We start from the raw sequence: 23,720 nt of genomic DNA on the forward strand, positions 1-23,720 counted from the left end.
TAATTTTAGAAGATGGAACAATAATTGCCCATCCTAATAAGGATATGCTGCTTGTAAACATAGCTGAAAAGTATGACTTTGGTAAAAAAATTATTGAAATGAAGGAAGGAAATTTAAAATACACAGATAAAGAAGAAAAAATATCAGGCTTTGCAAAATCAAAGCAAACAGGTTGGATAGCTATTGCAACGATGAATGAGAGGGAATATGGAAAGGAATTTGAAAAATCAATAATTCAAACAGTTATATTTTTAATTATAACCCTAGGAATAGTAGCATTACTTGCCCTTGTTTTAGCAAAGAATATAACAAATCCCCTTGTAGAATTGATGAAGCTTATGAAAAGGGCAGAGGAAGGAGATATGTCCTTAGATATAAAGGTAACGGGAAAAGATGAAATAGGAAAGATACAGGAGAGCTTTAAGAACATGATTTTAGCACAAAGGGATATGATAGTAAAGATAAAAGAGAGCGTAGAGAATGTATTAACACAGGCGGAGAGCCTAACAGCGGTATCAGAGGAGATGGCCTCTTCATCTCAAGAGGTTGCAAAGACAATGCAGCAGGTAGCGGAGGGTTCAACATCTCAAGCTAATGACCTTCAGGGAATAATAAACCTAATGCAAAGGTTAACGGATGCGATAGAGAACGCCTATAGTGAACTTGTAAAGGTAAAGGAAGATGCAGAGGATACAACGGATAAAGCAAACGAAGGCAAAAAAGAGATGGATAATTTAGTAAGGGTGATAGATGAAATAAAGGAAGCCTTTGAAGCGGTGATAAATAAAATAAACAATCTAATAGGCTCATTAAAACAAATAAGCAACATAACAGAGGTTATAAATGGGATATCAGAGCAGACGAATTTACTGGCATTAAATGCAGCGATAGAGGCAGCAAGGGCAGGGGAGATGGGAAAAGGATTTGCGGTAGTAGCAGATGAAGTAAGGAAACTAGCAGAGGAGTCAAAGAGGTCAACAAAAGAGATAAATGAGCTTTTAAAGGGAATACAAAAGGATGCAGAGGAGGTAATAAACACATCAAGGGAAGTTAGTGATTTTATAAAAGAGCAGACAAGCTCTGTGGAAAATACGGTAAAATCCTTTGAAGGGATAATAGATTCTATAGAAAACATAGTTCCGCTGATAGAGAAGGTAAACAGGGACATGGATGAGGTAATAAAATCAAGGGATGAGGTAATAACAAAGGTAGAGGGTGTAAGCGCAGTAACACAAGAAAACAGTGCAGCAGCACAAGAAGTTGCGGCATCCTCTGAGGAGCTTTCTGCATCTTCTGAGGAGGTTGCAGCCTCAGCACAAAATTTAACTTCTGTGGCACAAGACTTAAGTCAGGTTATAAATCAATTTAAGGTTTAAGCGGCATATGCCGCTTAAATTTTAAAAAAAATTTATAAATATCTTATTGAATTTTTATAAATGTTATATTATTATCTTTTTGCAAACTTCTAAAAAGGGTTGATATTATGTTGCCTAATAAGGATTTTAAAGGGAAAGAGTATTATGATTATTTAACAGGGCTTCCCAATAGATATTATTTATATGATTATTATAGGTGTAAAAACTGTCATCTTACAGTTGCTTTTCTTGACTTTGATAATTTTAAATATATAAACGATTCCTATGGTCACAGTTTTGGAGATGATGTTCTTATTAAAATAAGCGATATATTAGTTAAAATGGTTAAAAATAGAGGAAAGGTTTTTAGGTTTGGAGGAGATGAGTTTATTATTCTCTTTGACTGTAAAAAAGATGAAGCTTTTAAAATAATTGAAAATATAATTGAAAGGTTTAATTATTGTTTTAAAGTAGGTAATAGAGAAGTTTTAACAACTGTAAGCGTTGGAGTTTATATATCTAGTGCTGGAGAGAATATAGATGATATAATAAGAAAAGCTGACATGTCTATGTTTGAGGCAAAAAAATTAGGAAAGTCAAACTATGTTGTTTTTAACAAGGAAATGGAAGATACTATGCTTAAAAAAGCTAATATGATGGTGGATATAAAAAGGGCTCTTTTAGAGGAGGAGTTTTATATTTTATACCAGCCAATTTATGACTTAAAGGAAGGGAAAATAAAGGAAGTTGAAGCCCTAGCTCGTTGGAAAAGCGAAAAATATGGGGATGTTCCACCTTCTGTTTTTGTTCCTATTCTTGAAGAGACGGGTCTTATAAGAGAATTTGGTATTTTTGTTATTGAAGGAGTTTTTAATGATATAAAAAGATGGATGGAGGAAGATATTAATATTAAAGTCAATATAAACGTATCTCCTTTGCAGCTTCGGGACGACGCATTTTTTTTATTGTTTGACAATCTTCTTTCTAAGTATAAGGTTCCCTCAAGCCTTATTGGAATAGAGTTTACTGAAACTCAAATATTAAATATTCAGGAGCAGAAGATAAATAAAATAAATGAGTTTTTAAAAAGAGGAATGAAGATTTCCCTAGATGATTTTGGAGTAGGATATTCTTCCCTTATAAATATGATAAACTTTCCAATAAGCACTATAAAAATTGACAAAAGCCTTATAGATAGAATAGATGATAAAAATGGAAGTGCTCTAATTAAGGGAATACTTTATATTTCAAAGGAAATGAACTATGAGGTTGTGGCAGAGGGAGTTGAAACAAAAGAGCAGGTTGAAATTTTAAAAAGATGGGGTTGTAACAAAATTCAAGGTTATTATATATCAGGGCCTAAAACTTTTGAGGAAATAAAAGAATTTATTGGAAAGAAAGGGGGATGGAAATGAAAAAAAGAGGAATAGTAAATCTTTTTAAAAATGTAAAAGTAGTTTCTCTTTTATACTTAATAGTTATAACTGTTGCGCTTTCTTTAGCTTCTATATCTTTATTAGCAGTTAAGAATATGAACGTTTTAAGCAATGACATGAATAATTTGTATAATGTTAACATGCTTCCCTCCCTTGAGGTTAAGCGTTTAGAAACCGAGCTTTATATAATGAGGCTTTCTGTTAATAAGATGCTAGATGAAAAGGCTTATAGCATAGAGGAGTACAACAAGATATTAGAAAAGGAAAAAAGTATAGAAGAAGCTTTAAACAATTTAAAGAACTATAAAATGAATGAGGAGCAACAAAGACTTTTAGAGACAATAAAAAACAACGTAGGCTTATATGTTGAGGAGGCTAAAAGGCAGATAAACCTTTTAAAGTCAAACCAAGCAATAAGCCTAAGCGATGCTGCAAAGCTTAATGAACTTATTTTAAACACCCAAAAGAACATAGATGAGCTTGTTGGATTAAATGCTAGAATTTCAAAGGATGTTGTAGATAAGGCTAACTTTATATTTGCAGGAACTAAAAGGGTATTTGTTATAGTGTTTTTAGTTATTCTTATGATTACAAGCGCAATGGTCCTTGGAGTAACGTATATTTTAAGAATTTCAATGAGAACTGTAAGCGATGTTGCAGAAAAGCTTTCAAATTATGACTTTACGGTTGAGATAGATGTTGATGGTAAAAATGAGTTTTCAAAGATAAATGAATATCTAAAGAAGATAGTTGAAAATATAAAGGATGAGCTTAAGGTTATAAAGGAAAATACAAAACTTGTTACTGATAACTCACAAAATTTAACTGCAATATCTGAGGAGATGTCATCAGGTTCCCAAGAGCTTGCAACTACTATGCAGCAGGTTGCAGAGGGGGCTATAGCTCAAAGCAATGATTTACAGGATATAGTAAACTTAATTGCAACCCTTACAGACAACATAGAAAATGTTTATAAAGAGCTAAGAAATGTAAAACAAGAAACTGACAATACAACAAATAAGGCTAATAACGGAAAAAATGAAATGGATAAACTTGTAAAATCAATAGAGGATATAAGAAATGCCTTTGAAATAGTTGTGTCTAAGGTTAACAATCTTACTAATTCAGTAAAACAAATAAGCAGTATTACGAATGTTATAACTTCAATTTCAGAACAAACAAATCTTCTTGCATTAAATGCGGCAATAGAAGCTGCAAGGGCAGGGGAAGCAGGAAGAGGTTTTGCCGTTGTTGCGGATGAGGTAAGAAAGCTTGCAGAGGAATCTAAAAAGTCAACAGAAGAGATAATAGATCTTGTAAATTCAATACAATTAGATACAGAAGAAGTTATAAAAACATCAAGTGAGGTTGAAAACTTTATAAAAGCTCAAACAACTTCGGTATCAAACACAGTAGATGCCTTTGCAGAAATATTAGAATCCGTTCAAAATATAGCGCCTTTAATGGATAGAACTTATAAGGGTATGGATGAAATAGTTAAGTCTAAGGAAAAAGTTTTATCAAAGGTTGAAGCTGTAAGCGCTATAACTCAGGAAAATACAGCAGCTTCACAAGAAGTTGCAGCATCTGCTGAAGAGTTTTCAGCATCTTCTCAAGAGGTTGCAAACGCTGCTGAAAACTTAAGCTCAATTGCAACAAAACTTATGGAAGCGGTGGATAAATTTAAAGTTTAAAAAATAACCCCTTTGGATTTTCAAAGGGGTTATTTTAGTTTAAATTTATTTATTTCTGATAAGGTTTCCTTTGATGCTTCCTTAAGTTTTTCAGCAGCTTGAGATATTTCATCTGACGCAGAGTAAAGTTCCTGTGATGTTGCGGAAATTGTGGTTATAGACTTATATATGTTATTTATTGATAAAGATAAATCATCAACGCTTTTTAATATCATTTGCCTTCCGTTATCTATTTCATTGGTGTAGTTGTAGGCTGTTGATATTTTTGAAATTAAGGTGGAAATACTTGAACTTATATTATTAAAAATTTGGGTGGTTTCTTCTGCCTGTTTTATTTGGCTGTTTATTATTTTGTTCATATCCTGTGCCTTTTCAACTACTGTTTTATTTTCCTTTGATACTACATCTATTATTTTGCTTATATTTTGTGCTGATTCCTTTGATTTTTCTGCAAGTTTTCTAACCTCTTCTGCAACCACTGCAAAACCCTTTCCTAAATCCCCTGCCCTTGCGGCTTCAATTGCGGCATTTAGTGCAAGGAGGTTTGTCTGGTCTGCTATATCGTTTATTAAATTAGAAATTTGACTAATTTGATTTATATTTTCATTAAGCATCTCTATATTTTTTAAAACCTCACCATATGTATTGTTTACCTGTTTTACAGAGGATATAAGCAAGGTTATATCTTGGTTTGTTTTGTCAAAATCCTTTTCTATTTCTTTTGCATAGTTTTCCATATCCTTTATTATGTTTATGCTTTTTTCAAGATTTAAGTTATATTCATTTATAAATTTTGTTAAATTGCTAAAGCTTTGGTTTTGTCTTTCTACTTCATATCCTGATGTTTGAAGGGAACTTGCAACTTCATGGGAGGCCTTTTGTAATTCAGAGGATATATAGGCTAAATTCTTGGCTTGTTCAAATACGTTTTCAAATTTTTCCTTTATTGATAAAAGTATGTTATTTATGCTCAACCTAAATTCATCAGCCTTATTTATTATGTCTTCTATTTCATCATTTGTTTTGGCAAAAAGGCTTACAGTAAGGTCCCCTAAGGATAATTTATTCATATTACCTGCAGCATTTTCAATTTGAGATACTATCTTGTTAGAATATTTTTTTGTAGTGAAAAAGGCTATTATCATGGTTATTATTATTGTTGCCGTTATTGATATTAAAAGCATATAATTCATATAAACAAAATTTTCAACATCCACATCAGCTGCTACAATCCCAACTATTTTTCCACTAGAGTTTTTAATTGGAGCATAACCTGATATGAAAGTTCCCCATTTATCTTTTATAGGAAATTTTAAGCATGTTACATTGCCTTCCATTGCAAGCTTCATCTCTTTTTTAAAAATGTACTCATCTTTTAAAGCAGCAGCATCTTGTAAAGAGCCATCAACTATAAAGTAGCTTTTATTGTTTTCAACATATAATGTGTAGATATATTTAACATTTTTTGAGCTTTTAAATTTTATTAAATTATCCCTAATTTCAAAAAATTCTTTGCAGTTTGAATCTCCTAAGTTCCAAACTTTTTCGAGTTTATCTCCATCTATTATTTTAGAGGCTTCCTCTGCTGTGTTTTTTACTGTGGTTTGTATTTTTGAAAGGGTAGAGTAAATCACAAAGGAATATGCCAAGATTAAAATAAATATAAAACTTAAACAAGTTTTAACTATTAAGTTAAATATATTTTTCCCAAAGCGGTTTGTTTTCAAGTTATTCCCTCCTTTTAAGGTTCTAGTAAAATTATAGCAGATGGCTTGTTTAAATTAAATATGATATAATAAAAAATAAAAAGGGGTAATTTTTATGGTAATATCAAATTTTTTAAAAAGAACCATGGCATCAATAACTTTAGGAACAAAAAGATTTCCTGAAACTTTTATTTTTTCAACTCTTCTTACTGCCCTTCTTATAATAAACAATGAAATTAGAATCAGGTATTCCCTTGATTTAGAGCCTTTAAAAAAGCTTTCTATGGTTTTTACAGCTGGTATGTTTTTATTCCTTTGTATAAGGGTTTTGCAGGAAAGGATAGGTAGAAAAAATTATTATTTATTAGGATATTTATTTTTAATCCTTTATTATTTTTTAATAAGGGATTTTAAAATGGAAACTATGTTTAAATTTATATCCTTAAATTTAGCTTTGTTTTTAGCTTTTTTATACATTCCATATTTTAAAAGGGATTGTTTTGAAGTTTATGTTGAAAAGGTTGTTATATCTTTTTTTACAGCCTTGTTTTATTCAGGGGTTTTATACTTTGGAATTTCTGCTATACTATTTGCAATAGATAGGCTTTTAGAAATAAAAGTAAGGGAGGACATTTACTTTTATTTTGCTTTAGTGGTTTTTTTAATCTTTGGGGTTTTTTATTTTTTATCAAATATTCCAAAGGATGTTTATAAAAAGGATTTTTCAAAGACTATTAAGGTTTTATTGCTTTATATAATAATGCCTCTTTTGCTTTCCTATACTGTTGTACTTTATATCTTTTTTGCAAAAATATTATTAACCTTATCCTTTCCAAGGGGGCTTATATCTCATCTTGTTTTGTGGTATTGTTTAATTACAATATTTGTTTTATTTTTTATAACTCCCTTTTATCATGAAAACAAATGGGCTACTTTCTTTTTTAAATTTATTCCAAAACTTATTATTCCTATAATTTTAGTGATGTTTGTATCAATAGCTCTTAGGATAAATCAATATGGATTAACTGAAAGAAGATATTATGTCTTAATTTTAGGGATATGGATATTTTTAATTATGATTTATTTTTCTTTTTTAAAAAAGGAAAACATAATAGTTCCAATTACCTTATCAGTATTTATTTTAATTTCAAATTTTGGGCCTTTAAGTAGTTTTAACCTTTCAAAATACAGTCAAAACAAACGGTTTGAAGCAATTTTAATAAAAAATGGAATGCTAAAGGGAAAGATAATTCCAAACTCTAACATAAGTTATGAAGATAAAAGAACAATATGTGGCATAATAGATTACTTTGAGTTAAACCATAGCTTAAAGGATTTAAAATACATTCCAAAGGATTTTAAAAGGTCAGATATGAAAAAGGTGTTTGGATTTGATAATGTTGAATTTTATCCCCTTCAGTATTTTACTTTTGAAAGAAATCCAAAGGATAGGTTAATTGATGTTAAAGGGTATGACTATCTTTTAGATATGAGATATTCAGATTCTACTCAAGGGATATATGCAAGGTTTGATTTTGATTCTTCAGTTTTAAGGATTTTTAAGGATGGGAAACTTATTTATTCAACAAATCTAAATAAATTTGCACAAGGGCTAATGGAAAGATATAAAGATAAATCAAATGAAGTTATATATCTTCCTAAAGAGGAGATGTGTTTTTTAGATGAAAATCAATATGTAAGGATTAAAATAGAGTTTAATCTTATAAACATTGAAAAGGATATGAAGGGCAAAGGTTTTGAATTTTATATACTCATAAAAGAGAAATAGGCTGTGGAATCCACAGCCTATATTACTTCTACAATCCATCCTTCTGGAGCTTCTATATCTCCAAATTGTATTCCAACTAATGTGTCGTAAAGTTTTCTTGTGATAGGACCAACTTCTGTTGTGCTGTAGAATACATGTAGTTTACCTTTGTATTCTATTCCTCCAATAGGAGTTATAACCGCAGCTGTTCCGCAGGCACCTGCTTCTACAAATTCATCTAGCTTGTCTATGTAAACATCCCTTTCTTCAACTTGCATTCCAAGGTATTTTTCTGCAACATACATTAAAGAATATTTTGTTATACTTGGAAGTATTGAAGATGACTTTGGAGTTACAAATTTGTTATCCTTTGTAATTCCAAAGAAGTTTGCAGCACCAACTTCTTCAATCTTTGTATGAGTTGCAGGATCTAAGTATATACAATCTGCAAATCCTCTTTTTACTGCAATTTCATGTGGAAGAAGGCTTCCTGCATAGTTTCCTCCAACCTTTACAGCACCTGTTCCGTTTGGAGCAGCTCTGTCGTAGTCTGAGACCATAAAGTTTACAGGAGTAAGTCCACCTTTAAAATAAGGTCCAACAGGGCATCCAAAAACTGAGAATAAGTATTCCTTTGCAGGCTTTACTCCAAGGTTGTCCCCAATTCCTATTAAATAGGGCCTTAAGTAGAAGGTAGCTCCTGTTCCATAAGGTGGAACAAAATGTTCATTTGCTTTAACAACTTGTATACATGCTTCTATAAACTTTTCTTCTGGTATTTCAGGCATTAAAAGTCTTCTTGCACTTTGATTCATTCTTTTTGCGTTTTGATCTGGTCTAAATAATTGGATTTTTCCATCCTTTCTTCTATATGCTTTAAGACCTTCAAAGCATTGTTGACCGTAGTGGATTGCTGGAGAACCTTCGCTTATGGTTATCATGTTATCTTCTACTAATTTTCCTTCGTCCCATTTTCCATCCTTCCAGTAGGAAACGTATCTAAAGTCAGTTTTAATGTAGTTAAATCCAAGTTTTCCCCAATCTAAATTTACTTGTTTCATGATACCACCTCTTTGTAACATTTTCGAAACATATTCCATTATAATTATATAACAAAAATTTAATGTATGCTAGATAATTTAGAATATTTTTAAAATAACTTTTCAAAATAGTTATATGGTATAATTAAAAAAGAAAAATATTTGGGGTGATAGAATGAGCATTCAAGGTAATTGTCCTGTTATAACTCCAGAAGGAAATAGAAAACCTTTAGTTGAAATCGAAAGAAGTATAATAACCAAATTTAGACATAAGGTATATTCTCCTTTTGTAAGGGCTATAAGGGATTTTAAACTTATAAAGGATGGAGATAAAATTGCAGTTGCAATATCCGGAGGAAAAGACAGCCTTCTTATGGCAAAGCTTTTTCAGGAATTGAAAAGGCATTCAAATATAAAGTTTGAAGTTGAATTTATATCTATGGACCCGGGATATCATTCTGATATTAAAAAGCTTCATATTGAAAATCTTAATTATTTAAACATTCCAGCTCATATCTTTGAAAGCAAGATATTTGAGGTTGTTGACAGAATAGCAAAGGATTATCCTTGCTACATGTGTGCAAGGATGAGAAGGGGAGCTTTATATAACAAAGCAAAGGAGCTTGGATGTAATAAGCTTGCCTTAGGACACCATTATGATGATGTTATAGAAACTATCCTTTTAAACGTTTTATACTCTGGAAACTTTAAAACCATGATGCCAAAACTAAAGGCTAAAAATTTTGAAGGAATGGAACTTATAAGGCCTATGTATTATATAAGGGAAAGGCATATAGAGCAGTTTATTCAATATGCAGGCATATGGCCTTTAAACTGCGCTTGTATGGTTGCAGCAGAAAAGATAGGAAACAAAAGATATGAAATAAAAGAGCTTATTAAAAACTTAAAGAAAAACTTTGAAGATGTTGAAAAGTCAATATTTAAGTCCGCTCAAAACGTTAATTTAGACAGCATAATAGGATGGCAAAAGGATGGGAAAAAGTATTCGTTTTTGGAATTTTATGAAGAATGATTGACTTACGTTTTAAAAAGGTTTATTATAAAATTAAACTAAATAAAATATTGCCGAACGCTAGGGGAGCCACACGGCTGAGAGGAAGGCTAAAGCCTTCGACCCTTTGAACCTGACCTGGGTAATGCCAGCGAAGGGAAGCGTTGTGAATCTCCTTTTGCGTCGGCAAAAAGGAGGTTTTTTTTATGCAATTTTTAAATGTCTTCAAAAGTATATCTAAAATAACTTTAACTTCATGGTTTATTATATTTTTACTAGTGGTATTAGGGCTATCCTTATTAAAATCTAAGGAAAAAATGACTTCAAGAAAGATTACCTATGCAAGCCTTTTGATTTCAATGTCTTTTATTTTATCCTTTGTAAAGTTTTTGCAAATGCCCCAAGGTGGAACAATAACCTTAGGAAGTATGATACCAATAATGCTTTTTGCATACATCTTTGGCTATAAAGATGGAATTATTGCAGGGGCAGCCTATGGAATTTTACAGTTTATACAAGATCAATATGTAGTTCATTGGGCTCAAGTTTTAATAGATTACCCCCTTGCTTTTGCTGCTTTAGGGCTTGCTGGGCTTTATAGAAAGAATTTTACAGTTTCTTTGATAATAGGTGGCATATCGAGAATGATTTTTCATATAATATCCGGGGCAATTTTCTTTGCAAGCTATGCGCCGGAAGGAATGAATCCTTTATGGTATTCAATAGTTTATAATTTTAGCTACTTAGGACCGGATTTGCTTGTTTGCATTATAATTTCCCTAATACCACAATTTAAAAATGCAGTAGAGAAAATAAAGCTTAGTGTAAATTAATCCCCTAAAGGAAAACCTTTAGGGGATTTTTTACATTGTTTCAGTTTTTTCTATATTTTTATTTACAGCTTTAGTTAAGAAGGTTATTATATATCCTAATATTATTAGTATAACAGGTCCGCCGTAGGTTTTTATTATTTGTATTAATGCCTCCTTTGAAGATTCTGCCCCAGATATATAATCAAGTCCTGCTCCAAAGAATCCTGCTATGCTTAAAATTAAAGCTATCCATGAGAAAATCATAGCTGTTGTATTAGATTTAAAGAACTTAAATGGTACATCCTGATTTTTAAGTCTAAAGGATATATAAGCTGCAATTAATATTATATAAGGAACAACAAGAGATAGTGCTGAAAGGTCAGTTAAAAGCCTAAAGAAGGCATCTATTGAGTTAAGTCCAAGAAGAGGAACGGCAATCATTATTATTACTATTGCGCATTGAGTCCATAGGGCCTTTTTTAGCGTTCCATTTTCGTCTTTTTCAGTTAAAAATTTTGGGAAGGTTCCTTCTGGAACTTCTGCAAACATAGCCCTTATTGGAGATTCAATCCATACTATATATGCAGCAATTGATGTTATAGTAAGTATGGCTGCATATATTTGAACAACTATTTTACCGTTTATTCCAAAGTTTTCAGCTAAAGTTTTATATACTACATATCCAGCATTTTTTAAATTAGCCTCTTGCAAAGCTTCAGGAGATATAACAAGGCATACCGCAATTGAACCTACAACATATGCAAGGGCTATAAGGATTGTTGCAATTAAAACTGCCTTTGGGAATGTTCTTTGAGGGTCATCAACATCTTTTATATAAGTTCCTGCAACTTCAGCACCAGCAACAGCAAACAATAGCCATGAGAAGGTTGCAAAATATGATGTATCAAATTTTGGGATAGTATTATCTACAGTAAATTGTGTTGCAGATGGTTTGCCAATAAGTAGTCCTATAAATGCAAATACTATAAATATTATGGTTGCAGCTAAAGTAAACTTTCCTCCAAAGTCAGCAAGCTTAGAGAACTTTTTAACACCCTTTGTTGCAACATAGGTTAATATTATTGCAAGTATTATGCTTAAATATGGTAAAAGATATGCGTTTTGGTCGTTAAATCTGTTTTCGCCAAATATAGCCCAGGAAACCGATACAGGTATTCTTGCAAATACCATTTGTAGATAAAAAAGATTAGCCACAAAGTATGACCATGTTCCAATAAATGCCCACTTTGGTCCTAAAGCGCTTTCAATCCAAGTATAAAGTCCTCCCTCTTTATCTTGATTTTTGGATGCAAGTTCTGCTATCATTATTGATAATGGGAAAAAGAAAAGCAATGATACCAAAAGCCATGATGGAATTGCAGCAGGGCCTAGGGCAACCGCGTTTGTTGTGATGTTTCCAAATCCAAATGTTGGGACAAAGGTAAGCATAACCAATGTCCAAAGTCCTAACTTTTTAGCATTACTCATAATAATCCCCCTTTTAGTATTTTAGTATAATTATACGAATTTAAAGAACAAAGTCAATATTAAAAATAGTGCGCAAAAGTGCGCACTATTTTAACATATTTTCAATAAATCTTGGCAAGTTAAATGAAGATTCTATTATTTCTTTAGTTACATATAATGTATCCTTATCATAAACTTTGTTTATTTCGCTATATTTTTTAGAACCTATAGTAAAGCTCCAAAATCCTGCTGGATATGTTGGAACTGTAGCGATTGAAACCTTTACTATAGGGAATATGTTTTTTAATCTTTTATATGTTCTTTTGAAAACTTCAGGATATAAAAGAGGAGATTCGCTTTGACAAGCCATTATTCCGTCTTCTTTAAGGGCTTCATAGATGTCTTTGTAAAATTCTTCTCCAAATAGAACTTCAGCAGGGCCGATAGGATCTGAGGAGTCAACTATTATAACGTCGTATTCACCTTTTTTGTTTTTAACAAATTTAGCTCCATCTTCAAACAATATATTAACCCTTTCATCCTTTAAATCCTTAGAAACTTCCTTTAGATATTCCTTTGAAGCCTTTACAACCTCTTCATCTATTTCAACAACATCTATCCTTTCCACTGGATATTTTGTAGCTTCAAAGGCTGCTCCTAAATCTCCCCCACCTATTATAAGAACCTTTTTAGGATTTTTGTGCATGCTTAGTGGAACATGAGCTATCATTTCGTTATATATAAAACCATCCTTTTCGGTGGTTTGGACAACGCCATCTATTAAAAGCATTTTTCCAAAGTCAACTGAATCTACTATTTGAACTTCTTGGTACTTTGATTTTGCGGAGTATAGGATATCTTTTATTTTGTAGGATACTTTTAGAGAGTCTCTGTCATTTTCTTCAAACCATAGCTCGTTCCCTACTTTTTTTATAAAGTCTGCCATCTTCCTCAACTCCTTTCTTTTTATTCTTGACAAAATATTATTATAACAAATATTTTAGAATTTGTTCAACAAAAAAGACCCCCAAAAGGGGATCTTTTACTTATACTTTTCAACAATTTTATTCCAAATATCTGCATTTTCAATTCCATATTTTTTAGGGTCAAAGACAGGGTCTAATCCCTTTGCTTTTTGTTCTTCATAATCTTTTAATGTTGCAAGGGCTGGTTTTTGAAGGAGTATTATAGCAATTATATTAAGCCAAGCCATTATACCAACTCCAAGGTCACCAAGGGCCCATGCAAAGGATGCAGTTCTTATTGTTCCATAGAAGGCGGATGCAAGAAGCACAACCCTTAAAACGTTTATTAAAGTTTTTCTAAGCTTTTCATCATTTATAAGGTATGCAAGGCTTGTTTCTGAGTAGTAGTAGTAAGCCATAAGAGTTGTAAATGCAAAGAAGAACAAAGCTATAGCAACAAAGGCTGCACCAAAGGATGGGAACAAGGTTTCAACTGCTTTTTGTGTAAAGGCAGGACCGTATTGAATTCCTGGCAAGTTTTCCACATAAAATCCTCCGCCGGGTTTATGAACGTTGTATTTTCCAGTTATAAGAATCATAAAGGCAGTTGCAGAGCATACAAAGAGGGTATCAACATAAACTGAAAAGGCTTGAACTAAACCTTGTTTAGCAGGATGGGAAACTTCAGCAGCGGCTGCTGCCATAGGTCCTGTTCCTTGGCCTGCTTCGTTTGAATAAACTCCTCTTTTTACTCCCCAAGAGATTGCAGAACCTAAAAGACCTCCAAAGGCAGCATCAAGGCCAAAGGCGTTTTTAAATATTAGTGCTAAAACATGAGGAAGTTCTTTTATATTTACGATTACTATAATTATAGAAACCAATATATAACCTATAGCCATAAATGGAACTATAACTTCTGCTGCTTTACCTATTCTTTTTACTCCACCAAATATTATAAGTCCAAGAAGAAATATTACAAAGCCACCTGTAATTGCAGGGTTGATTCCAAAGGCATTTTTTATACTTTCGCCTATGTTATACGCTTGAACTCCAGGAAGAAGAAGACCGCAGGCTAAAACTGTTGAAACTGCAAAGGCTACTGCATACCATTTCATTTTAAGGCCTTTTTCAATGTAATATGCAGGACCTCCTCTGTATTGTCCGTCCCTTTCTTCCTTATAGATTTGAGCAAGAACAGATTCTACATAAGCTGAACCTGCCCCAAGAAAGGCTATTGCCCACATCCAAAATACTGCCCCAGGACCTCCCATTGCTATTGCAGTTGCAACCCCTGCTATGTTACCTGTTCCTACACGTCCTGCAACTGCCATAGCAAAGGCTTGGAAGGAGGTAACGCCCTGTTCAGAATCTTGTCCACCAAGTAGGTATTTTACCATGTCTTTAATGTGCCTTATTTGGAAAAATCGCATTCTGATTGAAAAATAAAGTCCTGTTAAAAGACAAAGATAAATAAGTGCTTTACTCCAGACTAGGCTATTTAGAAAGTCAACAAATTGTGAAAGATTCATTAAAAATCCCCCCTCGATATGTTTATAATAATTCTAACATAAGAGATAAATTAATTCAATTAAATTTATGCAATATTTTAAAAATTCTAACAATTGTTATTAAATTAACAAGCCCCTTAGGATAGGGGCTAGTATAATTCCCTTTCGAATATTTTTCTTATTTCATTTAAATCCCTTGTTTTTGAAAGAGCTACTATAAGCTTTATTCTAGCCTTTTGTCCTGGAAGATTATCTCCGAATATAACTCCTAAGTCCCTTAGGTTTTTTCCACCGCCTGGATATCCATAGGAGTCTAAAACTCTTCCTTGGAAGCATCTTGAAACTACAACAACAGGGATGTTTTTTTCAATAGCTCTTTTTATTCCCTCTACCATAAAAGGTGTAACGTTTCCTCTTCCCATTCCTTCTATTACAAGCCCATCTACTCCCTTTTCTATGCAAAAATCTATATATGATGAATCCATTCCTGTTACTGTTTTTATAAGTTCAACCTTTGCGTTGATTTTGTCAATCTCAATGTATTGTTTTTTAGTTACATCTCTGTAGAATATAACTTTGTTGCTGTCCACAATTCCTATGGGACCAAGGTTTGGAGATTGGAAGGCGTTTAGGCTCATAGAATTTGCCTTTGTAACTTCAGAGGCTAAGAAAAGCTCGTTGTTAAAGCATACCAAAACTCCTCTTCTTTTAGCATCCTCTGATATGGCTGTACATATTGATGCTGCAAGATTATGGGGACCATCATATCCAAGTTCAGAGCTGTTTCTCATAGCTCCTGTTACTATTACTGGTTTTTCAGAGTTTATTGTAAGATCTAAAAAATATGCTGTCTCTTCTAACGAGTCGGTTCCATGGGTTACAACAACGCCTGCTATGTCATCTCTTTCTAAAAGGTTTTTTATAAATTTAGAAAGCTCCAGCATTTTTTCAGGAGTCATATGAGGTCCTGGAAGATTTGAAAAGGTATGAGGTTCTATTTCTGCGTATCCTTCGATGCCTGTGACCATTGCAAGTATTTCTTGAGCAGATAATGTAGGAACAGCGGCCTTAATTCTTGGATCAATTTTCATAGAAATAGTTCCACCATTAAATACTATTGCAACCTTTTTCATGTATATCCCCCTTTTTATTTTGCTAATTTTATTATAAAGGAAGAAACTAAAATAAGAAATATTTGATATAATTTTGTCATTTATTGAAGATTTAAATTTATAATTTTAAAATATACCCTAGAGGGGATGATGACATGAAGGATATAAGTTTTTTAATAGTATTTGTAGAGGGGTTGCTTTCTTTTTTATCGCCTTGTTTTTTACCTTTATATCCTGTATATGCTGCATATATTTTTGGAGAAGATAAAGAAAAGGGGATACTAAACTCAATTTCTTTTGTATTAGGTTTTACCTTAATATTTGTCCTTTTAGGGTTAGCTGCAAGCGGAATAGGAAAGTTTTTATTGTTTTACAGGCAAATTTTAAATAAGGTTTTAGGCATTTTTGTAATATTTATGGGACTTTTTTATCTTGATATATTAAAGTTAGATTATCTTATGATGGAGAAAAGATTTCAAGTAAATTTAAGTCATAAAGGTCCTTTAAGGGGATTTTTGCTTGGAGTTAGCATATCCCTTGGTTGGACACCTTGTATAGGTCCTGTTTTAGCTTCGGTTTTAGCTATTGCTGCAAGCAAACAATCTTTATTTTATGGTGCTTTTTTGCTTTTTGTTTATTCTATGGGGCTTGCTATTCCTTTTGTTGTTATGGCTTTTTTATTTAAAAAGTTTAATTTAAAGTTTAGATTAAAATTTATAAAAATTTTTTCAGGTATAATCATTATAATTACAGGAATACTTTTGTTTTTCGGATACTTTTCAAAGATAACTTGGGGGTTTTAAGATGAAAAGGAAAATTATTTTAGGGATTTTAATATTTATTCTTGCTATTTTTTTAGTAAAGCTTTATATTAAAGAAGATGAAGCTTCAAATTTTGCAAAGGACTTTACCCTACAAAATTTAAAGGGAGATGTTGTAAAGCTTTCTGATTATAAAGGCAAAGTTGTTGTTTTAAACTTTTTTGCAACATGGTGCCCTCCATGTAAAGCTGAGTTTCCAAACTTTATGAAGGTTTTAAGTCAAGGGGACAAAGATGTTGTATTTTTGTTTGTAAATATAGGTGAAGATAAAGAAACCGTTAAAGCCTTTTTAGAGGAAAACAATTATAAAATAGTTCCTCTTATGGACGTTGATGGAAAAGTAGCAAATATTTATTCAGTAAGGGGAATACCAACTACCTTTATAATAGGAAAGGATTTTAAAATTAAACAGCAGCATATAGGATATATGGAGGAAAGCACATTAAAGGACTTAATTAAAAGGGCTAAGTAGGTGATATCATGCTAAAAGAAGGAGAAAGAATAGATGACCTTCAGCTTGAGGGTCTTAAGATAATTCAAGACCCTCAAGGTTTTTGTTTTGGAATTGATGCTGTTCTTTTATCAAGCTTTGCCAAGGCAAAATACAAGGAAACGGTTGTTGACCTTGGAACAGGGACAGGTATAATTCCCCTTTTAATGTATGGAAAATACAAGCCTAAAAAAATAATAGGAGTTGAAATACAAAAAGAAGTTGCAGATATGGCAAAAAGAAGTATAAAATTAAATGGTCTTGATGATAAAATTGAAATATATGAAGGGGACATAAAGGATTGTTTTAAATACTTAGGGGTAAATATTTATGATGTTGTTGTAACAAATCCTCCCTATAAAAAGATTTTAACAGGGCTTGTAAACCCAAAGGATAAAAAGGCAATATCAAGGCATGAAATATTAGTAAATCTTGATGAAGTTATATTTTCTGCATCAAGGCTTTTAAAGGGATTAGGAAGGCTTTATATGGTTCACCGCCCCGAAAGGCTTAAGGATATAATGTTAAGCCTTGATAAAAATAAATTTAATCCAAAGAGGATAAGATTTGTTCATCCAAGCTATGACAAAGCTCCTAATATGGTTTTAATAGAAGCTGTAAAGGCAGGGGGAGATTTTTTAAAGGTTGAAAAGCCTTTATATGTATATGATGAAAAGGGAAACTATACAGAGGAAGTTTTAAAAATATATGGCTTAATTTAAAGGAGGGTTAATATGCCCGGATGTATTTATCTTGTTGCAACGCCTATAGGGAATTTGAAGGATATAACTTTAAGGGCCCTTGAGACTTTACAAAGCGTTGATTTTATAGCAGCAGAGGATACAAGACAAACTCTAAAGCTTTTAAATCACTTTAACATAAAAAAGCCCCTTATAAGTTATCATGAACATAACAAATATGAAAGTGGAGAAAAAATAATAAAAAGGGTTTTAGAAGGGGAAAATATGGCCCTTGTAACTGATGCGGGAACTCCAGGGATTTCAGACCCAGGGGAAGCCTTGGTTAAAATGGCCATTGAAAACAATATAAATGTTTATTTAATTCCGGGACCTACTGCCTTTGTGTATGGGCTTGTTGTATCTGGGCTTAATACATCAAGGTTTGTTTTCGAAGGTTTTTTACCAACCGATAAAAAGGGAAGAAGGGAAAGGCTTGATGCGCTTTTAAATGAGGAAAGAACTATTATATTTTATGAGGCTCCCCATAAGCTTTTAAGAACTTTGGAGGATCTTTATAAAACCTTTGGAGATAGAAAAATATCAATATGTAGAGAGCTTACAAAAAAGTATGAAGAAGTTATAAGATGTACTTTAAGCCAAGCCTTAGAAATTTTTAAAGAAAAGAAGCCTTTAGGGGAATTTGTTTTAGTTTTAGAAGGGATTTCTAAGGAGGAGCTTGAAAGGAAAAAAACTGAGGATTTTAAAGACATAAGCATTGAAGAGCACGTTAAAATGTACATAGAAAAGGGTTTTTCAAAAATGGAGGCCATAAAGATGGTTGCAAAGGAAAGAGGCCTTCCAAAGTCTGAAGTTTATAAAAAGGCATTAAATGTATAAAAGGCATGCTTTAGCATGCCTTTATTTTTGATTTCTTAGCTCTTCTAAGCAATTTTGACAGATATTTTTACCCTTATAGTTTACAACATCCTTTGCATCTCCGCAGAATATACAAGCTGGTTGATATTTTTTAAGTATGATATGTTCGCCATCTACATAAATTTCAAGGGCATCCTTTTCACCTATTTCTAGTGTTCTTCTAAGCTCAATTGGAATAACTATTCTTCCAAGTTCGTCTACTTTTCTAACTACACCTGTTGACTTCATCCCTTCTCCTCCTATCAACAATATTCGACATCTGCTAATTAAATAATAACAATATTCCCATAATTAGTCAATACAGTAAAATAAATTTTTTAAAAGTTATTTTTTTAACAATATGAAAATTTTTGCCAAAAGATAATTTTAGAAAAATTTTGCTATAATTGATTTAGAGGTGATTTTATGGAATTTGATTTTTTAAAAGTTAAACTTTCTGAGTTAAACAACAAATTAAAAGAACAAAAGAAAAAAATAGATAAAGAAAAGGTCGAAAAAACTTTATATGAGATAGGGAAAAAACATAAATTAAAAAGGCTTGATGAAAAAGAGATAAAGGAGATAACAAGGGATAAGGGAATAATTGGAGTTGATGGTTCTATAAACAATTATGGAGGAATTTACCCCCATTATATATCAATAGTTCAGGCTTTAGCAAAGTCCACTTTAAATGAAGCTTATATACTTCAAGATGTTTATGCACCTTTATTTGAAGAGGAAGATAGCCAGATAAAAGATGAACAAAGAAGAAGGGCAGCAATGTCAAAGCTTGAGATACAGGTGGCTATGTATGCCATGGAAAATTTTAAGTCGGACATAATTCTAATGGATGGTTCTTTGATGCATTATGGAATTGACTGTCCTTTTGAATGGCAAGCCTTTAAGGAAATGGTTTTAAAAAAAGGAAAAATAGTTATAGGAGTTGCAGAAGAGGTTAAAACAAAGGATATTGCAGAGCTTGTTAAAGATAAAATAGGATATTCTAATGTTTTATATGACAGGGAAATTTTGTTTGGACTTTTAAATGAGGGGGAAGTTTTAGAGATAGATATAAAAACCCAAAAAAAGCAAAAGGGTATAAAAACTCTTTATGCAAGGCTTTCAAAGGACCCTCAAGTTATAGGGCTTGATTTTTTAGCTGAGCAGTTTGAAGACGGGTTAAAGCTTTGTAATCTTTTATACACTTTAACTCCAAGGGAAGGAAGGGGTATTCCCCTTTGGCTTGACATGGTTGATAAGGAGGTTAAAGTAAGCGACGAGATGGTAAGAGTTTTTGTTGAGACCTATATTGATAAGGAACTTAGAGAAATGTTTATAAATCCTAAAAGAAACAAAAGGTAAGGAGGATTTTTATGCAGGTTGTAGGGATTACAAATCAGCAGGAGGTTTATGTAGTATCAAAAGATGTTCCTTTTAAGATAAACCAAATACTTATAATAGAAGATAATCTTCAAGGAATTTTAAGGGGAGAAGTTATTGAAACAACATCTTATAATAAGTTTATTCCCCTTAATATAAATGGGGATATGGTAGATAATAACATACTAAATTCTTTAAAAAATTTAGGGTATGAGATAGACGAAAACACTATTTATATTGCAAAGGTTAGACTAGTTCATGAAGCAAAATATCCTGTTACAACAGGAAGTATTGTAAGATTTCCAAAGTTTGATGAGGTTAAAGACCTTCTTTTAAAGTGTAAAAGGGATGAAGGGCTTGTTTTAGGGGTTATAAAAAGTACAGAGGAACTTTTAGATACCTTGGATGAGGAGCTTTATGATAAATTTTGCATATTAGAAGATGGAAAAATAATAAAGCAAAATGGAGTTCCTTTTATTTTTGATATAAAGTCTATGAATCAGTATCCCCATATAGGCATATTTGGAGGATCAGGTTCTGGTAAATCCTTTGGAATGAGGGTTATATTAGAAGAGATAATGAAGAAAAATATTCCAACAGTTGTTTTAGACCCCCACTATGAAATGGATTTTTCAAAGAATAGCGGAGTTGATTCTAAGTATTCCTTTGATTTTAGTGGCAAATTTTTATGCCTTCAGATAGGAAAGGATGTAGGGGTTAAGTTTGAAAACCTTACAACAAGAGACCTTATAAACTTAATTTCAGCAGCAGCTGCAGGAACCATGACGGAGTCTATGGCAAACGTTGTTGAAACCCTTCATGAATATAAGGATACTTACTTTTCCTTTGAAAGAAGATTAAGCCTTTTGAAGGAAGGATTTGATATAGGAAATGAAGCAAAGATAAATAAACTTTTAGAAGATGCAAAAAATAAAGGTGATGATGATAATGTAAGGCATTATGAAGATATGCTTGAAGTTTTTAGGGAATATAAAAGATCTGTTGCACCTCAATCTTTAAGCGGAGTTTTATGGAGGCTTCAAAGGCTTTTTAGGGATGGCCTTTTTACAAGCGACATAAGCAAAGTTGAAAACGGTCTTTTAAGCGGTAAAACAGTTGTCATTCAAGGTCCTATGAAAATATTAAACGTATTTGCCACATACCTTATAAGCACCCTATACTATAAAAGAAGAGAGTATAGAGATGCAAAGCAAAGAGGAGAGGCTCAAGAGTTTTTCCCACCTTTTATATTAGCCTTTGATGAAAGCCATAATTTTGCACCTAAAGGGTATGAGACACCTTCAAAGGCTATAATAAAGGAAATAGCTCAAGAAGGAAGAAAATATGGAGTATTTTTAATACTTGCAACTCAAAGGCCAGCCCTTTTAGATGAAACAGTTACAGCACAGCTTAATACAAAGATAATATTTAGAACTGTAAGGGCTTCTGATATAAACACCATAAAGGAGGAAACTGACCTTACAAGTGAAGAGGCAAGACGCCTTCCATATCTAACTTCTGGGGACGCCTTTGTATCCTCTGCAATAATGGGAAGAACTATTCCAATAAGATTTAGAATGGCTATAACTACAACAATCCATGGGGAAAACCCCTTTGATGAACTGTATGATGCGCAACATAAATTTTATGAAGATGTTTACAATAAGATAAAAAAACATCTCCCTGTTGCTCCAACAGACCTTGCAAGCCTTTTAGCTAAAATAGGAACGGATGTAGCGCCTAATGTAGACGTTCTAAAGGATATATTGGAAAAATTAGTTGAAAAGGGATATATACAGGTTAAATCTTCGCCTTTTGGAGACTTTTATATGGATGTTTAAGAGGTGAGAATTTTGAAGGACTTGGAAAAATTTTTAAAAACTAAAGGAGTAGAAGCCTACTTAGTTGGAGGATGTGTAAGGGATTTAATTTTAGGCATAAAAATAAACGATATAGATGTGGCTTTAAAGGATAATTTGGAGGTTGCAAGGGAATATGCAGATTTAAATAAAGGTTCTTTTTTCTTGATGCATGAAGATGTTGCAAGGGTTATTTTAAATGATATTACTATAGATTTTTGCAAAATGAAGGGAAAAAGTATTGAAGAAGACCTTAAAAAAAGGGACTTTACTATAAACTCAATAGCAAAGGACATAAAAGGGGATAAATATATAGATGTTGTAGGAGGAATAAAGGATATAGAGAATAAAATAATTAGAGTAAGTTATAAAGATGCTTTTTTAGATGACCCTTTAAGAATGCTTAGGGCTTTTAGGCTTAAAGCAAAGCTAAATTTTAATATAGAAGATGAGACTTTACAGCTTATTAAACAAAACTTTCAAAGGATAAACGATGTTTCAGGAGAAAGGATAATAGATGAAATTTTTAAAATATTAGATGGAAAAAGCTATGATATCCTAAAGGAGCTTGATAGCACAGGACTTCTTTGTGAGATTTTCCCTGTGTTTAAAAGGATGAAGCTTATAGGAAAGTGTAAATATCACGTGGTTGATTCCTTTACCCACTCTATGCTTTCTTTAAAGACTTTTGAGGATATGATGGATGAGGTTTTAAAAACAAAACATAAGGATAGTATAAAAAAGCATTTAGATGAAAACCTTTCAGGGGTAAAAAGAAGGACGGTTTTAAAGCTTGCGACTCTTTTACATGATATTGGAAAACCAAAAGCCTATAAAAAAGAAGGAGAAAAGATAACCTTTAAAGGGCATGATGTAACTGGATATGAGGAGTTTCAAAGCATAAATAAAAGATATAACTTTTCAAAGGAGCAGAAAAACTTAATAGAGTCGGTTATAAAGGGACATATGAGAATACTTGGTCTTTTTAAAACAGGTGCAACCGAAAGAGCCCTATACAGACTTATTAGGGATTTTAAGGATAATACACTAGATGTTATATTAGCTTCATTATTTGATGTTACGGCAACAAGGCTTTTGCTTGATGAAAATGGTGAAAGGGAGAGGTATTTTGAATTTTGTATGGATTTGATTGATAGATTATATGAAAAAAACAAGCTTCCTAAAAAACTGATATCCGGCGAGGATGTTATAAAACTTACAGGAAAAAAGGGAAGATTTGTAGGGGAAGTTTTGGAGGCTTTAAATGAGGAGATTTTCTTAGGAAACATAAAAACAAGGGAAGAGGCTCTTGAATTTATTAAAAACATGAAAAAAGGGCTTAAATAAGCCCTTTTCAGACCGTCGACAAACCCCACTTTTCAAAAAACGAAAAGTGGGGTTTGAGTATTTTTACAAGCATTTTTGATAAATATTTTATAAATACAAAGAAATTTTTGCCCTTTCCAGGGCCGTTTTGTCCCTTCTTCCACATCCAATTTGCCATCTTCTTTAAGTTAAAGCAAGCACAAACAAGCATCGCTTGCATGGACACTTTTTCTATCCCTCTTAGTGTTGTCCATCGCAAACCATGCTTCTCCTTCAAGTCAGCAAATACCCTCTCTATGGTTTTGCTTCTATCTTTATATAGTTCTTTGCATTCGTATGTATGTCTCAAATGTTCTACTTCTTCTAGATATCCT

21 protein-coding genes and 1 riboswitch are annotated in these 23,720 nt (G+C 32.3%); of the genes, 13 read left to right on the forward strand and 8 right to left on the reverse strand.

The window, feature by feature from the left end; all coding sequences use genetic code 11:
* The 3 genes from C4R78_RS07840 to C4R78_RS07850 form a co-directional block, all read left to right on the forward strand.
* Positions 1-1,376, forward strand: a 1,376-nt coding sequence (locus C4R78_RS07840; protein ID WP_103896517.1) for a methyl-accepting chemotaxis protein, incomplete at its 5' end; no start/stop codon positions are given.
* A 107-nt stretch (positions 1,377-1,483) separates the two neighbouring features.
* The gene (locus C4R78_RS07845) at positions 1,484-2,770 is read left to right on the forward strand and encodes a putative bifunctional diguanylate cyclase/phosphodiesterase (protein ID WP_103896518.1); all 1,287 of its coding nucleotides are present in this window, start codon (positions 1,484-1,486) and stop codon (positions 2,768-2,770) included.
* The gene (locus C4R78_RS07850; protein WP_146057677.1) at positions 2,767-4,485 is read left to right on the forward strand and encodes a methyl-accepting chemotaxis protein; all 1,719 of its coding nucleotides are present in this window, start codon (positions 2,767-2,769) and stop codon (positions 4,483-4,485) included. Before C4R78_RS07845 ends, C4R78_RS07850 begins: the two co-directional genes overlap by 4 nt.
* A gap of 29 nt (positions 4,486-4,514) precedes the next feature.
* On the opposite strand, the gene C4R78_RS07855 is transcribed toward C4R78_RS07850, so the two are convergent.
* Positions 4,515-6,212, reverse strand: a complete 1,698-nt coding sequence (locus tag C4R78_RS07855) for a methyl-accepting chemotaxis protein (RefSeq protein WP_103896520.1) — start codon at positions 6,210-6,212, stop codon at positions 4,515-4,517.
* A gap of 94 nt (positions 6,213-6,306) precedes the next feature.
* Here C4R78_RS07855 and C4R78_RS07860 point away from each other — a divergent pair, with 94 nt between their 5' ends.
* Positions 6,307-7,980 (forward strand): DUF4153 domain-containing protein, encoded by a 1,674-nt coding sequence (locus C4R78_RS07860; protein WP_103896521.1) that lies wholly within the window; start codon positions 6,307-6,309, stop codon positions 7,978-7,980.
* 17 nt (positions 7,981-7,997) lie between these two features.
* Here C4R78_RS07860 and C4R78_RS07865 read toward each other — a convergent pair whose 3' ends face one another.
* Entirely contained in the window at positions 7,998-9,020 is a 1,023-nt protein-coding gene (locus tag C4R78_RS07865; RefSeq protein WP_423236641.1) for a branched-chain amino acid aminotransferase, read from the reverse strand.
* A 154-nt stretch (positions 9,021-9,174) separates the two neighbouring features.
* Here C4R78_RS07865 and C4R78_RS07870 point away from each other — a divergent pair, with 154 nt between their 5' ends.
* Both C4R78_RS07870 and thiT read left to right on the forward strand, forming a co-directional pair.
* Positions 9,175-10,032: a tRNA 2-thiocytidine biosynthesis TtcA family protein gene (locus tag C4R78_RS07870; RefSeq protein ID WP_103896522.1), complete on the forward strand. Its 858-nt coding sequence runs from the start codon at positions 9,175-9,177 to the stop codon at positions 10,030-10,032.
* Positions 10,033-10,084: 52 nt separating this feature from the next.
* A riboswitch (TPP riboswitch) is annotated at positions 10,085-10,188 on the forward strand.
* Between the two features lie 29 nt (positions 10,189-10,217).
* Entirely contained in the window at positions 10,218-10,844 is a 627-nt protein-coding gene (gene thiT, locus C4R78_RS07875; RefSeq protein WP_103896523.1) for an energy-coupled thiamine transporter ThiT, read from the forward strand.
* Between the two features lie 30 nt (positions 10,845-10,874).
* On the opposite strand, the gene C4R78_RS07880 is transcribed toward thiT, so the two are convergent.
* The 4 genes from C4R78_RS07880 to C4R78_RS07895 form a co-directional block, all read right to left on the reverse strand.
* Positions 10,875-12,311, reverse strand: a complete 1,437-nt coding sequence (locus C4R78_RS07880; RefSeq protein WP_103896524.1) for an amino acid permease — start codon at positions 12,309-12,311, stop codon at positions 10,875-10,877.
* An 85-nt stretch (positions 12,312-12,396) separates the two neighbouring features.
* Positions 12,397-13,236, reverse strand: a complete 840-nt coding sequence (gene speE / locus C4R78_RS07885) for a polyamine aminopropyltransferase (RefSeq protein ID WP_103896525.1) — start codon at positions 13,234-13,236, stop codon at positions 12,397-12,399.
* 96 nt (positions 13,237-13,332) lie between these two features.
* A complete protein-coding gene (locus C4R78_RS07890; RefSeq protein ID WP_103896526.1) occupies positions 13,333-14,784 on the reverse strand; it encodes an alanine/glycine:cation symporter family protein in 1,452 nt (483 codons plus the stop codon).
* Positions 14,785-14,912: 128 nt separating this feature from the next.
* Positions 14,913-15,896: an asparaginase gene (locus C4R78_RS07895; protein WP_103896527.1), complete on the reverse strand. Its 984-nt coding sequence runs from the start codon at positions 15,894-15,896 to the stop codon at positions 14,913-14,915.
* 134 nt (positions 15,897-16,030) lie between these two features.
* Here C4R78_RS07895 and C4R78_RS07900 point away from each other — a divergent pair, with 134 nt between their 5' ends.
* Genes C4R78_RS07900 through rsmI form a run of 4 tightly spaced genes read left to right on the forward strand, consistent with a single transcriptional unit; the run spans position 16,031 to position 18,763 of the window.
* Entirely contained in the window at positions 16,031-16,678 is a 648-nt protein-coding gene (locus C4R78_RS07900; RefSeq protein ID WP_103896528.1) for a cytochrome c biogenesis CcdA family protein, read from the forward strand.
* A gap of 1 nt (position 16,679) precedes the next feature.
* The gene (locus tag C4R78_RS07905) at positions 16,680-17,168 is read left to right on the forward strand and encodes a TlpA family protein disulfide reductase (protein WP_103896529.1); all 489 of its coding nucleotides are present in this window, start codon (positions 16,680-16,682) and stop codon (positions 17,166-17,168) included.
* A gap of 8 nt (positions 17,169-17,176) precedes the next feature.
* Positions 17,177-17,908, forward strand: a complete 732-nt coding sequence (locus C4R78_RS07910) for a tRNA1(Val) (adenine(37)-N6)-methyltransferase (RefSeq protein ID WP_103896530.1) — start codon at positions 17,177-17,179, stop codon at positions 17,906-17,908.
* Between the two features lie 12 nt (positions 17,909-17,920).
* On the forward strand, positions 17,921-18,763 hold the full coding sequence (rsmI, locus tag C4R78_RS07915) for a 16S rRNA (cytidine(1402)-2'-O)-methyltransferase (RefSeq protein ID WP_103896531.1): 843 nt from the start codon (positions 17,921-17,923) through the stop codon (positions 18,761-18,763).
* 21 nt (positions 18,764-18,784) lie between these two features.
* On the opposite strand, the gene C4R78_RS07920 is transcribed toward rsmI, so the two are convergent.
* A complete protein-coding gene (locus tag C4R78_RS07920) occupies positions 18,785-19,030 on the reverse strand; it encodes an AbrB/MazE/SpoVT family DNA-binding domain-containing protein (protein ID WP_103896532.1) in 246 nt (81 codons plus the stop codon).
* A 177-nt stretch (positions 19,031-19,207) separates the two neighbouring features.
* Here C4R78_RS07920 and C4R78_RS07925 point away from each other — a divergent pair, with 177 nt between their 5' ends.
* Genes C4R78_RS07925 through C4R78_RS07935 form a run of 3 tightly spaced genes read left to right on the forward strand, consistent with a single transcriptional unit; the run spans position 19,208 to position 23,367 of the window.
* Positions 19,208-20,143 carry a DNA double-strand break repair nuclease NurA gene (locus C4R78_RS07925; RefSeq protein ID WP_103896533.1) on the forward strand — a complete coding sequence of 312 codons (936 nt, stop codon included), beginning with the start codon at positions 19,208-19,210 and terminating at the stop codon, positions 20,141-20,143.
* Between the two features lie 11 nt (positions 20,144-20,154).
* On the forward strand, positions 20,155-22,002 hold the full coding sequence (locus C4R78_RS07930; RefSeq protein ID WP_103896534.1) for an ATP-binding protein: 1,848 nt from the start codon (positions 20,155-20,157) through the stop codon (positions 22,000-22,002).
* Between the two features lie 12 nt (positions 22,003-22,014).
* Positions 22,015-23,367, forward strand: a complete 1,353-nt coding sequence (locus tag C4R78_RS07935; RefSeq protein ID WP_159945864.1) for a CCA tRNA nucleotidyltransferase — start codon at positions 22,015-22,017, stop codon at positions 23,365-23,367.
* 7 nt (positions 23,368-23,374) lie between these two features.
* Here C4R78_RS07935 and C4R78_RS07940 read toward each other — a convergent pair.
* Positions 23,375-23,720 (reverse strand): transposase (locus C4R78_RS07940; RefSeq protein ID WP_146057678.1); only part of this gene is annotated, 346 nt, incomplete at its 5' end.

The sequence above is a fragment of the Caloramator fervidus genome, assembly GCF_900108045.1.
Lineage (GTDB): Bacteria > Bacillota > Clostridia > Clostridiales > Caloramatoraceae > Caloramator > Caloramator fervidus.

Excerpts from the sequence above, each read along its gene's own strand:
- C4R78_RS07845 (WP_103896518.1), top strand. The coding sequence starts at position 1,484 with ATGTTGCCTAATAAGGATTTTAAAGGGAAAGAGTATTATGATTATTTA.
- C4R78_RS07850 (WP_146057677.1), top strand. The coding sequence starts at position 2,767 with ATGAAAAAAAGAGGAATAGTAAATCTTTTTAAAAATGTAAAAGTAGTT.
- C4R78_RS07860 (WP_103896521.1), top strand. The coding sequence starts at position 6,307 with ATGGTAATATCAAATTTTTTAAAAAGAACCATGGCATCAATAACTTTA.
- C4R78_RS07865 (WP_423236641.1), bottom strand. The coding sequence starts at position 9,020 with ATGAAACAAGTAAATTTAGATTGGGGAAAACTTGGATTTAACTACATT.
- C4R78_RS07870 (WP_103896522.1), top strand. The coding sequence starts at position 9,175 with ATGAGCATTCAAGGTAATTGTCCTGTTATAACTCCAGAAGGAAATAGA.
- thiT (WP_103896523.1), top strand. The coding sequence starts at position 10,218 with ATGCAATTTTTAAATGTCTTCAAAAGTATATCTAAAATAACTTTAACT.
- C4R78_RS07880 (WP_103896524.1), bottom strand. The coding sequence starts at position 12,311 with ATGAGTAATGCTAAAAAGTTAGGACTTTGGACATTGGTTATGCTTACC.
- speE (WP_103896525.1), bottom strand. The coding sequence starts at position 13,236 with ATGGCAGACTTTATAAAAAAAGTAGGGAACGAGCTATGGTTTGAAGAA.
- C4R78_RS07890 (WP_103896526.1), bottom strand. The coding sequence starts at position 14,784 with ATGAATCTTTCACAATTTGTTGACTTTCTAAATAGCCTAGTCTGGAGT.
- C4R78_RS07895 (WP_103896527.1), bottom strand. The coding sequence starts at position 15,896 with ATGAAAAAGGTTGCAATAGTATTTAATGGTGGAACTATTTCTATGAAA.
- C4R78_RS07900 (WP_103896528.1), top strand. The coding sequence starts at position 16,031 with ATGAAGGATATAAGTTTTTTAATAGTATTTGTAGAGGGGTTGCTTTCT.
- C4R78_RS07905 (WP_103896529.1), top strand. The coding sequence starts at position 16,680 with ATGAAAAGGAAAATTATTTTAGGGATTTTAATATTTATTCTTGCTATT.
- C4R78_RS07910 (WP_103896530.1), top strand. The coding sequence starts at position 17,177 with ATGCTAAAAGAAGGAGAAAGAATAGATGACCTTCAGCTTGAGGGTCTT.
- rsmI (WP_103896531.1), top strand. The coding sequence starts at position 17,921 with ATGCCCGGATGTATTTATCTTGTTGCAACGCCTATAGGGAATTTGAAG.
- C4R78_RS07920 (WP_103896532.1), bottom strand. The coding sequence starts at position 19,030 with ATGAAGTCAACAGGTGTAGTTAGAAAAGTAGACGAACTTGGAAGAATA.
- C4R78_RS07925 (WP_103896533.1), top strand. The coding sequence starts at position 19,208 with ATGGAATTTGATTTTTTAAAAGTTAAACTTTCTGAGTTAAACAACAAA.
- C4R78_RS07930 (WP_103896534.1), top strand. The coding sequence starts at position 20,155 with ATGCAGGTTGTAGGGATTACAAATCAGCAGGAGGTTTATGTAGTATCA.